This is a genomic window from Mesorhizobium sp. USDA 4775, from assembly GCF_054062655.1.
In genome coordinates this window covers 5,931,824-5,945,093 of record NZ_JBSSFM010000001.1, presented here as the reverse complement: position 1 = coordinate 5,945,093, position 13,270 = coordinate 5,931,824, and the positions used below count along the sequence as shown (strand labels likewise).

12 protein-coding genes are annotated in these 13,270 nt (G+C 65.8%); 6 read left to right on the top strand and 6 right to left on the bottom strand.

The features are described from left to right. Positions 1 to 133: 133 nt before the first annotated feature. The gene (gene choW / locus ACVILI_RS29270) at positions 134 to 988 is read left to right on the top strand and encodes a choline ABC transporter permease subunit (protein WP_019860705.1); all 855 of its coding nucleotides are present in this window, start codon (positions 134 to 136) and stop codon (positions 986 to 988) included. Next, positions 985 to 2,166, top strand: coding sequence for a choline ABC transporter ATP-binding protein (gene choV, locus ACVILI_RS29265; protein WP_019860704.1), 1,182 nt, complete (start codon positions 985 to 987; stop codon positions 2,164 to 2,166). Before choW ends, choV begins: the two co-directional genes overlap by 4 nt. 6 nt (positions 2,167 to 2,172) lie before the next feature. Here the strand turns inward: choV and ACVILI_RS29260 are convergent, their stop codons facing one another. Both ACVILI_RS29260 and ACVILI_RS29255 read right to left on the bottom strand, forming a co-directional pair. Beyond that, complete coding sequence (locus tag ACVILI_RS29260; protein WP_019860702.1) at positions 2,173 to 3,582, bottom strand: ATP-binding protein; 1,410 nt, start codon at positions 3,580 to 3,582, stop codon at positions 2,173 to 2,175. Further along, complete coding sequence (locus ACVILI_RS29255) at positions 3,579 to 4,295, bottom strand: response regulator (RefSeq protein ID WP_027047307.1); 717 nt, start codon at positions 4,293 to 4,295, stop codon at positions 3,579 to 3,581. Before ACVILI_RS29255 ends, ACVILI_RS29260 begins: the two co-directional genes overlap by 4 nt. Before the next feature lie 344 nt (positions 4,296 to 4,639). On the opposite strand from ACVILI_RS29255, the gene ACVILI_RS29250 reads away from it, so the two are divergent. The 4 genes from ACVILI_RS29250 to clpS all read left to right on the top strand — a co-directional run bounded on the left by ACVILI_RS29250 (position 4,640) and on the right by clpS (position 6,150). Next, complete coding sequence (locus tag ACVILI_RS29250; protein WP_019860700.1) at positions 4,640 to 4,939, top strand: hypothetical protein; 300 nt, start codon at positions 4,640 to 4,642, stop codon at positions 4,937 to 4,939. 35 nt (positions 4,940 to 4,974) lie between these two features. Further along, on the top strand, positions 4,975 to 5,229 hold the full coding sequence (locus tag ACVILI_RS29245; protein WP_019860699.1) for a hypothetical protein: 255 nt from the start codon (positions 4,975 to 4,977) through the stop codon (positions 5,227 to 5,229). 162 nt (positions 5,230 to 5,391) lie between these two features. After that, a complete protein-coding gene (locus ACVILI_RS29240) occupies positions 5,392 to 5,706 on the top strand; it encodes a hypothetical protein (RefSeq protein WP_032920723.1) in 315 nt (104 codons plus the stop codon). Between the two features lie 138 nt (positions 5,707 to 5,844). Next, on the top strand, positions 5,845 to 6,150 hold the full coding sequence (clpS, locus tag ACVILI_RS29235; RefSeq protein WP_010911143.1) for an ATP-dependent Clp protease adapter ClpS: 306 nt from the start codon (positions 5,845 to 5,847) through the stop codon (positions 6,148 to 6,150). Positions 6,151 to 6,327: 177 nt separating this feature from the next. Here the strand turns inward: clpS and ACVILI_RS29230 are convergent, their stop codons facing one another. From ACVILI_RS29230 to ACVILI_RS29215, 4 genes are read right to left on the bottom strand one after another with little or no spacing between them, the layout of a single operon-like run. After that, positions 6,328 to 8,406, bottom strand: a complete 2,079-nt coding sequence (locus tag ACVILI_RS29230; protein WP_038649135.1) for a membrane protein — start codon at positions 8,404 to 8,406, stop codon at positions 6,328 to 6,330. A 3-nt stretch (positions 8,407 to 8,409) separates the two neighbouring features. After that, positions 8,410 to 11,229: a DUF4159 domain-containing protein gene (locus ACVILI_RS29225; RefSeq protein ID WP_240564788.1), complete on the bottom strand. Its 2,820-nt coding sequence runs from the start codon at positions 11,227 to 11,229 to the stop codon at positions 8,410 to 8,412. Next, the gene (locus tag ACVILI_RS29220; protein ID WP_457102690.1) at positions 11,226 to 12,203 is read right to left on the bottom strand and encodes a DUF58 domain-containing protein; all 978 of its coding nucleotides are present in this window, start codon (positions 12,201 to 12,203) and stop codon (positions 11,226 to 11,228) included. The genes ACVILI_RS29225 and ACVILI_RS29220 overlap by 4 nt, the downstream gene beginning before the upstream one ends. Continuing rightward, positions 12,203 to 13,207 carry an AAA family ATPase gene (locus ACVILI_RS29215; protein ID WP_038649127.1) on the bottom strand — a complete coding sequence of 335 codons (1,005 nt, stop codon included), beginning with the start codon at positions 13,205 to 13,207 and terminating at the stop codon, positions 12,203 to 12,205. The genes ACVILI_RS29220 and ACVILI_RS29215 overlap by 1 nt, the downstream gene beginning before the upstream one ends. Positions 13,208 to 13,270 lie beyond the last annotated feature (63 nt).

Here is a 13,270-nt window from a genome sequence, read left to right as displayed (position 1 = left end):
ACTTCGCATCCGGCATGACCGGATGAAGATGGGCAGCCGTTTGACAAAGGGCTGCCCTTTTTCACATCCTGTGACAAGATGACGTTGCGACAGCGCGGGGCCGAAGGCAGAGCCCTGGTGGAAGAGGGGTGAGATGGATCCGATTTCCAAATTCATGGTCGATCACAAGATCCCGATCGGCGCCTGGGGAAAGTCCTTTTTCGGGTTCCTGACCGATAATTTCGACACCATCTTCAGAGCCTTCTCCAACGGTCTGAATTTCATTCTCGACGGGCTGGTCGACCTCCTGCTGATGGTGCCGCCGGTGCTGCTGGCGCTGGTTATCGCTGTCATCGCCTGGTTGCTGCAGCGCTCGCGGCCACTCGCCATCGGCGTCTTCCTCGGCCTGATCTTCATCATCAACCAGAACCTGTGGAAGCAGACCGTGCAGACGCTGGTGCTGGTCGTCGCTGCCGCAGCCATGGCCATGGCCATCGGCGTGCCGCTCGGCATCTGGGCGGCGCACAAGCCGAAGGTCTACCGCATCATGCTGCCGGTGCTCGATCTGATGCAGACGCTGCCGACCTTCGTCTACCTGATCCCGGTCTTGACCCTGTTCGGCCTTGGTAACGCGCCCGGCCTCATCGTCACCATCATCTTCGTCATCCCGACCGCGGTCAGGCTCACGCATCTGGGCGTCGTCTCGGTGCCGAAGTCGATCATCGAGGCCGGCGAGGCGTTCGGCGCCACCAAGAGCCAGCTGTTGTGGAAGGTGGAACTGCCATCGGCGTTGCCCACCATCATGGCGGGTCTGACGCAGTCGATCATGCTGTCGCTGTCGATGGTGGTGTTCGCGGCCCTCATCGGCGCCGGTGGGCTGGGCACGGAGATCAACCGCGCGCTCGGCTCGCGCCGCATCGATCTCGGGCTTGAGGCGGGCCTCGCCATCGTCGTGCTGGCCATCGTGCTCGACCGAATGACCCGCATTGGCGTTGGAGGCAAGAAATGACCGTCGCCGTCGATTTCAAGAACGTCGATATCGTCTTCGGCGCCGACCAGGCCGGTTCGCTTGCGATGATCGACAAGGGCGCTACACGCGCCGAAATCCTGGAGAAAACCGGCAATGTGCTGGGCTGCGCCGACGCCAGCCTTACCGTGCATGAAGGCGAGATCTCGGTGCTGATGGGCCTGTCGGGTTCCGGCAAGTCGACCCTGCTTCGGGCCGTCAACAGGCTCAATGTGGTGTCGCGCGGCCAGGTGCTGGTCAAGGACGGCGACAAGATTGTCGACGTCGTCACCTGCGACGAGCCGACCTTGCGGCGCTTGCGCCAGAAGCAGGTGGCGATGGTGTTCCAGCAGTTCGGCCTGCTGCCGTGGCGCACGGTGGAGGAAAATGTCGGGCTCGGCCTCGAACTTGCCGGCGTGCCGGACGCCGAGCGCAAGGAGCGCGTTCACAAGCAGCTCAAGCTGGTCAATCTCGACCAGTGGTCGAAGAAATACGCGCACGAGCTGTCGGGCGGCATGCAGCAGCGCGTCGGCCTGGCGCGGGCCTTCGCCACCGAGGCGCCGATCCTGTTGATGGACGAGCCGTTCTCGGCGCTCGACCCGCTGATCCGCACCAAGCTGCAGGACGAATTGCTGCAGCTGCAGGCCGAGCTGAAGAAAACCATCATCTTCGTCAGCCACGACCTGGAAGAGGCGCTGAAGATCGGCAGCCACATCACCATCATGGAGGGCGGGCGCATCGTCCAGACCGGCGCGCCGGAAGACATCGTGCTGCGACCCGCCAACGACTATGTCCGCGACTTCATCGCCAATGTGAATCCGCTCTCGGTGCTGACCGCCTGGAATGTGATGCGCGACCGCCGCGACCTCGAGCACGGCGACAATGGCTGGGTGTGGCTCGACCGGCGCAAGACGACGCGCTTCAAGATCGACGATCACGGCCTGGTGGCGGCGGCCGAACGCGACGGCAAGCCGGCGGTCTGGGTGTCCTGCGCCGATGTCGAGGCCCAGTCGGAGGAAGCTGCGCAAGTGTTCTGGGCCAATCCCGGCACGTCGCTGAAAACCGTGATGCTGGCCATGCACCGCTCGCAGACGGCCCCCGTGGCGCTGTTCGACGACCAGTCGCGCTTCGTCGGCGCCATCGGCATCAGGGATGTGCTGAGCGCGGTGTTGAGAAGATAGAGCGGTTCAGGTCGCCTGCGGCAGGCGCAGCTCCGTTACCAGCCCACCGTCCGGATGATTGGACAGGCGGATCTCGCCGCCGGCGGCGCGCGCGATGTTGCGGGCGATGGTGAGTCCCAGGCCGAGGCCCCCGGTCTGGCGGTTGCGGGACTGTTCGAGGCGCACGAAGGAGCCGAAGACGGCATCGATCTGCGCCTGCGGTATGCCAGGCCCTTCGTCGCGGATGGTGAGCGTGATCGTGCCGTCCGAGCGGTGCAGGCTGAGATGCGCCTTCTTGCCGTAGGTGACGGCGTTCTGCACCAGATTGGTTACGCAGCGTTTGAGCGCCACCGGCCGCGCAATGCAGATCAGGCCGCGCGAACGGGTGTCGTCATTGTCGAACGAGACCTCCGGATAGGGGTCGGCGATCGATTCCACGAGCGACCAGAAGTCGATGCGCTCGGCCTTCTCCTCGTTCACCTCGAAAGTGGCGAAGTCGATCACGGAACTGGCGATGCTTTCGACATCGGCGAGATCATGGGCCAGCGCCTCGCGAACCGCCGATTTGCGCAACAGTTCGAGCCGCAGCCGCATGCGCGTCATCGGCGTGCGCAAATCATGCGCAAGCGCCGCGGCGAGATGTTCGCGGTCCTCGACATATTCGCGCAGCCTCTTCTGCATGGCGTTGATCGCCCTGGCGGCGGCCCGCACCTCGCGGCTGCCCGACTCGGCGATCGGCGGGCTTTTCAGGTCCTTGCCGATCCGGTTCACGGCGGTTTCCATCATCCGGTAGGGCGCGGTCAGCCGGCGCAGCGACCAGATCGACATGATCACCACCAGACCGGCGATCAGCGAATAGAGCGGCAGGCTGTCGAAGCTCAGGATCGGGCCGACCGGCGTGATCGGCTCGGTGAAGTTCAGCCACTGGCCGTCGGCGAAGCGCAAGGAGGCCGTCAGCTTGTCGCTCTGGGCGAAATCGGCGGCGAGCACCAGAAGGTCGCGCTCGACCTGGCCGATATCGGGGCCGGATGCTGTGCCGCTGGCGTCGTCGGCCTCACGCGTTGCCGGATCGCGCCGCACGCGCGCATCGGTGATGCCGAACTTCGACAGCCGGCCGACGAGAATATCCTCGAGTTCGGCCAGTTCGTCATCACCGGCGATCGAGGAGGTGACGGCGGGCGTGTCCGAGACGGTAAGGGCATAAGTCGAGTTGAACAGGCCCGCCGCGGTTGCCTTGCGCTCCTCGGGCGTGGCGCCGCTCATCAGCTGCACCAAGGAGAAGGCGCGGTCGTTGAGCCGGTAGAGGTCGACCACGTCGTTGGCGGCGGCGCGGTCGCGCGACACGATATAGAGGGTCGCGACCTGGCTGATCAGAAGGCCGGCAATGACGATCAGCAGCACCCAGACAGGCAAGGTCTGCGGCAGGAAACGTCTCATTCGGAGGTCGTCTCAGGCAGGAACTGGTAGCCGCCGCTGCGCACCGTCAGGATCAGTTTCGGCGTTTTCGGGTCATCTTCCATCTTGCGCCGCAGCCGGCTGACCAGGATGTCGATGCTGCGGTCGAAGGAATAGTCGCTGTCGCCGCCGGAAAGCTCGATGAGCTGGTCGCGGGTCAGCACGCGCTGGGCGCTCTTGACGAAGGTCTGCAGCAGGTTGAACTCGGCCATGGTCAGCTCGACCCTGACATCGTCGGGCGCCGTCAGCCGGCGCCGCGAACAATCCATCGTCCAGCCGGCGAAATGGTAGATCTGCTTTGTGGTGGCGCGTTTCGGTTCGGAAGTACCATTGCGCCGCAGCACGGCACGGATGCGCGCCAGGAGTTCGCGCGGATCGAAGGGTTTGGGCACATAATCGTCGGCGCCCATCTCCAGGCCGACGACGCGGTCGGTGGTCTCGGTGACGGCGGTCAGCATGATGATCGGCGTCGAGTACTGGGCGCGCAGGTCACGGCACAGTTCCAGCCCGCTCTTGCCGGGCAACATCACGTCGAGCACGATGAGGTCCACCTGCGCGCGGCGCAGGACAGCCTCCATCTCGGTACCGTCGGCGGCAACCGAAGTGTGCAGGCCCCGCTTCTGGAAGAACTCCTGAAGCAGGTCGCGGATGCCCTTGTCGTCGTCGACGATCAGTATGTGTGCGTCGGATTTCACGAGGTGCCCTGTCTCGATTGCCGGCCAAGTCATTCCTGGCAGGTGAGCCACACGATAGAATTCGGGCCATATGTTGGCCAGTGCCTTGCTTTTCAAGGGAGAACGAATTCGGCCTTCTCCACATGGAAAGCGATTGCCGTGCTGAAGCTCTTTGTTTCCATGCGTGCGGTTCCCAAAACCGGGACCGATTTGGACGATACGCATGGGGCGGGCGGGCCAGACACAATCCAGAAACAAAATTCTACAATTGGGAAAAACTCCTGAAAAGGTAGGGCGGCATAACGGAGCCGTGGCGGTCAGATTACCGGCTGCGACGCAAAATCTCCGGGTTCACGGAAAAACCGATGCCAAGCTTGTCGATCAGTTTGTTGGGTGCGTTGCTGGGCCTTGGCCTGGTCACTGCCGCTGTTGGACAATCGGACGCAAAGGCGCCGCTCACCCGGAGCGAACGGTGCGCCAATCTCAGCCACCAATTTGATGAAGCCCTCGAAACCCATGCCACGGCAACGCAGGTCACCGCGGCAAAGGCACTTCAGAGAAAGGGCAACCGGTACTGCGCCGCCAAGAAACAGGCACAGGGCATCCGGATGCTCGCCAACGCTTTGAAGCTGCTTGGAGTGACACCGAACGACCCGGTCCAGTGACACTCAACTGACCCGCATAAAAAGGAAATGAAGCCATGAAGAAGTCCATCCTCTCCGCCACCGGTCTCGCCGTCGCTCTGGCTTTCGCGATGCCCGCTCTTGGCAACGCCGCTGCCACCACGACCGCTGCTCCGGCTGCTGCTGCCACCACGACCACCCCGGCCCCGGCTGCTGACGCCACCGCCAAGCCCCCGGTGAAGAAGGTCGTCAAGAAGGTCAAGCACAAGAAGGCTCCGGCCAAGAAGGTTGTGAAGAAGGCGACGGACAAGGCTGCTCCGAAGAAGCCCTGATCGGCTCCGAAGCCCGTTTCTATCAAGGCCGTTCCAGCCGTAGCCGGCTGGGGCGGCCTTCTGCCAGGCACCTGATCGAGCGGCTGAATACCGGTGGCTTGCAGCCGGCCACCTCGATCTGACTTAACCCGTTTTCAACGCCGGCCATGTAGGACAATCCGCATGAAGAAGCGGCTTTCGTCCATTTTGCGTTCGATGGTGATTGGCGGCCTGGTTGCCACCGGTGTCGCCAGGGTGCTGATTCTGCTCACCGCCAGCCCCGTGCCCGATCCTGCCAGTGGCCGCACCGAGCCCTCGCTGTTCGCGCCGATAATTTCCAGCAACTGGGACTACATCACACCTGTCCAGGCGTGGCTGCTGATCGTGTTGCTTGCCGTGACGCTGGTCTGCGTCGTCGGATGGCCGATCGCGGCCTGGATGGAACGCCGGGCGGATGCCGGTGCCAACCGCCGTATCTTCGGCCGCCAGGGCCGTTGAACCGCGCCCGACAATTTCCCACATGATTGTGAATACCGGGCCGGCCCACCGGCCGCCCGCATGCCAATCAAAATGGACGATCGCTGCCGCCCGTGGCAAAATACCGGGTAAAGCCCGATCGCGAAACTGTCGGTTCCGATGCCAGAAATCACCACAAAACCGCGAACCAAGGTCAAGCCGCAGACCGAGCGGCCGAAGCTCTACAAGGTCATCCTCATCAATGACGATTTCACGCCGCGGGAATTCGTCGTCACGGTGCTCAAGGGCGAGTTCAAGCTCAGCGAGGACCAAGCGCACCGCATCATGATCACCGCGCATCGGCGTGGCGTCTGCGTGGTCGCGGTCTTCACCAAGGATGTCGCCGAGACCAAGGCGACGCGTGCCACCGACGCCGGCAAGGCCAAGGGCTACCCGCTGCTGTTCACGACCGAGCCGGAGGAGTAGAGGAGTGGCGCCTCTTCCTTCTCCCCTTGTGGGAGAAGGTGGCCTCGCGAAGCGAGGTCGGATGAGGGGTGTTCCAGCGAACACCAACGCCTCACTCCGCTGTAACAGCCCTCAACCGTCTCGGCGCTGCGCGCCGATCCACCTTCTCCCACAAGGGGAGAAGGAAGAGGCCCTGCGCTACCGCCCCTCGCGGTACCACATCGAGCCCATGGCCAGGAGCAGCAGGCCGAGGCCGAGGAAGCCGCCGAACAGCGGCACGCGCGAGACGGCCTTCAAGACGCTATCGTCGGTGGTGCGCAGGCCGATCCAGTCGCTGCCGGAGGCATCGCCGGCCGAGCGCACCGGCACGATGGACGGCAGGGTCACGTCGCTGCCCAGCGCCGTCGATGACGCCAGCCGGCGCACGCTGCCGCCGGTGGCTTCCGCCGGTGGCTTCAGCCGGTTTTCGGTGGAGACGACGTCGGCGAATTCCGGCGCGTTGACCGGTCCGACATGGGCGAGCGCGGTGAGATCGCCATTAGCGACCTGGAAGAGGCCGATCTCATTGGTCTGGACGCTGCCGAGGAAAACGCCGGGCTCGGATTTGTCGAGCTTGACGGTCACTGTCTTGCCTGAGGGCGTGATGATCTGCGCGGAGCCTGGATCGTCGGCCATGGTCTGGCGGCGGATCTCCAGCACCATGCCGCGTCCCTCGGCGGTCAGCCGCTCTTCCTCGAGTTCGGGCTCCTTCATCAGCCAGTGGGCGATGCGCCTGTAGAGCTGGACATGCGGACCACCGCCCTCGAAGCCGCGCGCCCACAGCCAGCCCTGGTCGGACAGAAGCATGCCGACGCGGCCTTCGCCCTTGCGGTCGAGCAGCAGCAGGGGCCGGTTGTCGGCGCCCTTCATCACCACCTCGCCTTGCGGATTCTGCACGCCGATGGTGCGGAACCAGCGGCTCCAGTGCGGCGGCTCGGTGGCCGAACCATCGAGACCGCGCGTCACCGGGTGACGCTGGCCGAGGTCGGTCAGGCGCGGATAGAAGGCCTTTTCCACCACTTCGCCGGTGGGCATGGCCGGCAGCGCTGACATCAGCGGCGTGCGCGCGATCGAAGCCTCGCCGGCATATTCGGGGCCGGCGGCGATCAGCAGCGCGCCGCCCTTTTCGACATATTCGGAGATGTAGTCGTAGTAGAGGATCGGCAGCACGTCGCGGTGCTGGTAGCGGTCGAAGATGATGAGGTCGAAATCCTTGATCTTCTCGACGAACAGTTCGCGCGTCGGGAAGGCGATCAGCGATAATTCGTTGATCGGCGTGCCGTCCTGCTTTTCCGGCGGCCGCAGAATGGTGAAGTGGACGAGATCGACCGAGGCGTCGGATTTCAACAGATTGCGCCAGGTGCGCTCGCCCGCATGCGGTTCGCCCGAAACGAGCAGCACGCGCAAATTCTCGCGGATGCCGTCGACCAGCGCGATGGCGCGGTTGTTGGTGTCGGTCAGTTCTCCGGGTTCGCGGTCGATGGCGAGTTCGATGATGTTGCGACCGGCGCCGGGGATGGTCACCTGCAGCGGCATGGCCTGGCCGACGGTGGCATGCTCGACCGAGACCTGCTCGCCATTGACCGAGACGCGCACATCGACCGGGGCGGCTTCGTTTTCAGTCGAGATGACGCGGTAGGTCATGTCGAGCGGCTTGCCGACGATGCCGAAACGCGGCGCGTTCTCGAAGCGGATGCGGCGGTCCTTTTCGTGGTCGTTGCCGGTGATCAAGGCGTGCAGCGGCGCGTTGAAGTCGGGCGCACCCGGGGGCGCGTCATGCACCTCACCATCGGTGATCATGATGGCGCCGCCGATGCGCGACGGCGGCACGTCGCGGAAGGCGCCTTCCAGCGCGCCGAACAGCCGTGTTTCGGTACGCTCCTCGGCGGCATCGGACTTGCCGGCCTCGACGACGCGGACGTCGAACTGCTTGAAGCGGCCTAGACGCTGCTGCAGTCCGGCGAGCGCTTCATCGGTCTGCTTGGTACGGTCGCCGATGTCCTGGCTCTGGCTGCGGTCGACGATCAGCGCGACGACGCTCTTCAGCGGCTCGCGCTCCTCATTGAGGAACACCGGGTTGAACAGGGCGGCGGCCAGCGCCAGCAGGGCGACGAAGCGCAGGACACCGCCGCGCTGGCGGAACCACAAGCCGACAAGCGCCAGCAGCGCCAGCGGCACCAGCACGAGGGCCAGCAATGGCCATGAGATCAGCGGTTCGAAGGAGATCGACCAGTTCATTGGTTACTGCCCCAGCCGTTCGAGCAGAATGGGGACATGCACCTGGTCGGATTTGTAGTTGCCGGTCAGCATATACATCATGATGTTGACGCCGGCGCGCAGCGCGTAGACGCGCTGCATCGGGTCGGCTGGCACGGTCGGCAGCAGCGGGTCGCCATTCTCGTCGACCGCCCAGGCGCCGGCGAAATCATTGGCGGTGATCATGATCGGCGAGACGCCGTCGCCGGTGCGTACCGGCCGGTTGTCGGCGTTGCTGGCGTCGAGCGAGGCCTCGACCCAGAGCGGGCTGCCGGCGAAGCGGCCGGGGAACTCCGGCAGGATGAAGAAGGACTTGGTCAGCACGTGGTCCGACGGCACGGGCTCCAGCGGCGGCACGTTGAGGTTGGCGAGGATGTCGCGCAGCCGCTCTGTCGCCGGGCTGGTCGAATCTGCGCCGATGCCGTTGGCGAACTGGTCGCGCGTGTCGAACAGCACCGTGCCGCCCTGTTGCATATAGGCGTCGATGCGGGCGATCGCGGCCTGGCTCGGCATCGGGGCGGCCGGATCGATCGGCCAGTAGATCAGCGGATAGAAGGACAGTTCGTCCTTCGCAATGTCGACACCCGCAGGCGCGCCGGGTTCCAGCGCGGTCTTTTCGATCAGGAAGCGGGTCAGGCCCTCGAGCCCGGCGCGGCTTATCGAATCGTCGCCCGGCACGCCGGTCAGCACATAGGCGATGCGGGTCTTCGAAATCGCCGTGATGGCCGCCTCGTCGCCCGGCTTGGCATCGTCGGCGCGGGCGAAATCGGCATGGCCGAACAGCGCGCCAAGCGCGATCACGACCGCCGCGGTGGTGGCCACAGCGCCGGCACGGCGCCGCCGGCGCGAGAACAGCCCGCCCATCCAGAACACGGCCAGCGTGTCGAGCAGCATCAGCACCAGGGCTGATGTGACCAGCGGACCTTTCAGATTGCGGGATTCATCGAAGGCGTACTGGATTGATGTGACCGGAACAGTGAGTTGCGGGCGCGCCAGCGGCACGAACGTGCTTGCGGCGTCGAGCAGGTTGTGGGCGAAGACGCCGGTATCCGAGCCGTAAAGGCCGGGCGGGTTCTCGAAGGTCACCCGCGCGCCGGCGCTCGGCACCAGCGGCCGTGCGTCCGGCGTCGGCGGGACCAGCGAGCCGTCGGCCGCGATCATGCGGTAGGGTGCCAGCGATGTGGCGGCGGCTTCGGCATTGGCGATCGCCGCGCCCTGGTTGCGCGACAGCTGCACGATGCGGCGCAGCATCTCGACGAAGCTGCCCGAGATCGGCAGGTTCGACCATGTTGCCTCGGGCGTGACGTGGAACAGCACCAGCGTGCCCTTGCCCTTCTTCAGCCCGGTGACCAGCGGCGTGCCGTCGGCAAGAGCGGCCCAGGTGCGCTCGACGATATCGGGCGTCGGTTCGGCCAGCACCTGCCTGCTCACGGTGACTTCAGTGGGCGGCGCCAGATCGGCGAAGGGACCGGCCTTGGGGAATTCGGTGACCGGCTGCGGCGAGGTCCAGGACAGCGCGCCACCGAGCGAACGCTCGCCGGTGCGCAGGCGAACCGGCAGCAGATCGTCGTCATTGCCGGCGGCGGCCAGCCGCGAGCCGGCGAAACGCACCAGCGTACCGCCATTGTCGACCCAGTCGACCAATCGCTGCCGGACCTGCGCCGGAATGGTGCCGATGTCGGCCATGATGATCATCGCCGGCTTCTGGTCGAGGATCTGCGGGATGGCGTCGGCGAGATCGGCGCTGGAGGGTTCGACCAGATCGGCGAAGGGCTGCAGCGCGCGCCTGATATAGTAGAGCGGTGACAGAAGCGGCTGCGCCTGGTCGGCCTCGGCCTGCGATAAGAGCCCGACGCGGCGGCGCTTGGAGCTTTCGTCGAGCACGCGCACCGCACCCGCCTGGCGTTCGCCGTCGAGGGCGATCGAAGCGAAGTCGTTGCGCAGCTCGAACGGCACCGCCATGGTGCCGGTGGCGGTGGCTTCGCCGGGCGTGAAGGTCAACGTCGCATCGGCGATACGGCGGCCCTTGTCGTCGAAGGCGCCGGCGGTGACCTGCGCCGGTGCCGGGTCACCCGGCGCGCGGATGGCGGTGAGCGCGAAACCGTCGACCTGGTTGTCCGCGGCGGTGAGGCCGGTCAGCGAAAGCCGGTCGGCCGTTGCCCAAACCACGCGTGCCGCATTCTTCGACAACAGCGTGTTGAAGGCGGCCTCGTCGCCCTTGGCCGCGAGGCCGTCGGCCAGCACGGCGACACTGGCGCCGGGCAAGGTCTGCAGCACGCCGGCGACGCGGGCATAGACGGCGGGCCGGTCGGTCGGGATCGGCCGCGGCTTGGCGGCGCGCAGCCGGTCGAGTGCGGCGGCGGCATCGAAGGGGCCGATCTCCGCATTGGCCTTTTCGGCGGTGAAGGCGATGATGACCGGCACGCCGTTCGAGCCGGCATCCTTGATGAGCCGCTCGGCGGTGGCGACGCGCTTGTTCCAGTCGGCGGCACTCGCCCAGTCATTGTCGATGACCAGTGCAAGGGCCGCACCCTCGGCCGGCAGTTTTTCGCGCGGGTTGAAGACCGGTTCGGCCAGGGCCGCGACGATGAGGCCCGCCATCAGCAGCCTGAGCAGCGTCAGCCACCAGGGGCTTTGATGCGGCGTCTCCTCGCGCTTCAAGACGCGCGCCAGGATCTTCAGCGGCGGGAAGATCTCGGCCTGCGGCTTGGGCGGCGTCAGCCTGAGCAGCCACCAGATCACCGGCAGCGCCAGCAGGCCCCACAGCACCATGGGAGCGCCAAAGGAGAGCGGCAGCCAGCTCATGCGCCAACCACCTTTCCAGGTTGACCGCCAGCGGCGGTCGGCCCGAATTGACCAGCGCGGCCGCCGGCGCTAGGCCCGGCATAACCCCCATCGGCGGTCATGGCCATGTGCAGGCGCACCAGCGCGTCGGACGCGAGCCGATCGGTGTGGTTGACGGTAAAACTCCAGCCGAGCCGCTTGCACCAGCCGGCCAGCTCCTGGCGGCGGGCGGTGTAGAGCAGGCGGTATTCGTCACCGAGCATTTCGGCGCGTCCGGCGGTCAGCTTTTCGCCGGTCTCGGGGTCGGTGAACTCGGTGCGGCCGGCATAGGGGAAGGTTTCCTCGGCCGGGTCGGCAACCTCGATCAGATGGGCTCGCACGCCATGGCGGGCGAGCACGTCGAGCCATTCCATCGTCTCCTCGACCGGGTCGAGGAAATCGCTGGCGATGACGATGTCGCAGAAGCGCCTGATGTCGGAGAGGTCAGGCTTCGCCGGCAAGTCGCCGGCATGCATCAGCTGGGCGGCGATGCGCTCGGCGCCGTTGCGGGCGGTGAACGGATCGGTCAGGCCCGGCCAGGCGATGCGCTCGCCGCTGCGCGACAACAATTCGGCCATGGCCAGCGCCAGCACCAGCGCGCGCGACTGCTTGGAGACGCTGGCGCCGGTCGATTTGTAGAGCATGGACGGCGAGGGGTCGGCCCACAGCCATACCGTATGGGCGGCTTCCCATTCGCGGTCGCGCACATAGGTGTGGTCGTCGCGCGCCGAGCGGCGCCAGTCGATGCGTGAGGAGTCGCCCTCGACATAGGGCCGGAACTGCCAGAAATTCTCGCCGATGCCGCGTTTGCGGCGGCCATGCCAGCCGGCGATCACGGTGTTGACGATGCGCCGCGCCTCGACCAGCAGGTCGGGCACCAGCGAAGCCCGCAACCGGCCGCGGGCGAGCGCATCGCGCGTCGCTGCCGGAGCCTGGACCTCGCCGATACGCGCCATCAAATCCCTTTCACGAGTTTCGCCACCACGTCACGTACGCTGGTGCCCTCGGCGCGGGCGGCGAAGGTCAGCGCCATGCGGTGCTGCAGCACCGGCTCGGCCAGCGCCCGCACGTCGTCGACCGAGGGCGCCAGCCGCCCATCGTAGAGCGCGCGCGCCCTCGTGCACAGCATCAGCGCCTGGCTGGCGCGCGGGCCGGGACCCCAGGCGACATGCTTGTCGGTCTCGGCATTGCCTTGGCCCGGACGCGCCGAACGCACCAGAGTGAGGATCGCCTCGACGACGCTTTCGGGCACCGGCATGCGGCGGATGAGCGTCTGGATCTCCTTCAATCGCGCCGGCTGCAGCACGTTCTGCGCCTTGGCGTCCTCGATGCCTGTGGTTTCCAGGAGGATGCGGCGCTCGGCCTCGATTTCGGGGTAGAGGATATCGACCTGCATCAGGAAGCGGTCGAGCTGGGCTTCCGGCAACGGATAGGTGCCTTCCTGCTCCAGCGGGTTCTGCGTGGCCAGCACATGGAAGGGGGCGGGCAGGTCATAGCGGGCGCCGGCAATGGTGACGTGGTATTCCTGCATGGCCTGCAGCAGCGCCGACTGGGTGCGCGGCGAGGCGCGGTTGATCTCGTCGGCCATCAGCAGCTGGGCGAAGATCGGCCCGGGGATAAAGCGGAAGGAACGTTTGCCGGTCTCGTCCTGCTCCATCACCTCGGAACCGAGGATGTCGGACGGCATCAGGTCGGGCGTAAACTGGATGCGGCGCGAATCGAGGCCGAGCACGATTCCCAGCGTTTCGACCAGCTTGGTCTTGGCGAGGCCGGGAACACCGACCAGCAGCGCATGGCCACCGGCCAGCAGCGCCACGAGCGTCCGCTCGATAACACTCTCCTGGCCGAATATCACCCGGCCGACCCCGTCGCGGATTCTGGAAATGTCGGCCAGCGCCTTTTCGGCCTCGGCGATCATATCCGTTTCGCTGATCGGGCTTTCCTTGACCATCACGCTCATTCGGCTCGATCCCTTTGGTTGGAAATACCGGCCCGCACCATATCATAGGTTGCCGCGATTCGG

Excerpts from the sequence above, each read along its gene's own strand:
- choW (WP_019860705.1), top strand. The coding sequence starts at position 134 with ATGGATCCGATTTCCAAATTCATGGTCGATCACAAGATCCCGATCGGC.
- choV (WP_019860704.1), top strand. The coding sequence starts at position 985 with ATGACCGTCGCCGTCGATTTCAAGAACGTCGATATCGTCTTCGGCGCC.
- ACVILI_RS29260 (WP_019860702.1), bottom strand. The coding sequence starts at position 3,582 with ATGAGACGTTTCCTGCCGCAGACCTTGCCTGTCTGGGTGCTGCTGATC.
- ACVILI_RS29250 (WP_019860700.1), top strand. The coding sequence starts at position 4,640 with ATGCCAAGCTTGTCGATCAGTTTGTTGGGTGCGTTGCTGGGCCTTGGC.
- ACVILI_RS29245 (WP_019860699.1), top strand. The coding sequence starts at position 4,975 with ATGAAGAAGTCCATCCTCTCCGCCACCGGTCTCGCCGTCGCTCTGGCT.
- ACVILI_RS29240 (WP_032920723.1), top strand. The coding sequence starts at position 5,392 with ATGAAGAAGCGGCTTTCGTCCATTTTGCGTTCGATGGTGATTGGCGGC.
- clpS (WP_010911143.1), top strand. The coding sequence starts at position 5,845 with ATGCCAGAAATCACCACAAAACCGCGAACCAAGGTCAAGCCGCAGACC.
- ACVILI_RS29230 (WP_038649135.1), bottom strand. The coding sequence starts at position 8,406 with ATGAACTGGTCGATCTCCTTCGAACCGCTGATCTCATGGCCATTGCTG.
- ACVILI_RS29225 (WP_240564788.1), bottom strand. The coding sequence starts at position 11,229 with ATGAGCTGGCTGCCGCTCTCCTTTGGCGCTCCCATGGTGCTGTGGGGC.
- ACVILI_RS29220 (WP_457102690.1), bottom strand. The coding sequence starts at position 12,203 with ATGGCGCGTATCGGCGAGGTCCAGGCTCCGGCAGCGACGCGCGATGCG.
- ACVILI_RS29215 (WP_038649127.1), bottom strand. The coding sequence starts at position 13,207 with ATGAGCGTGATGGTCAAGGAAAGCCCGATCAGCGAAACGGATATGATC.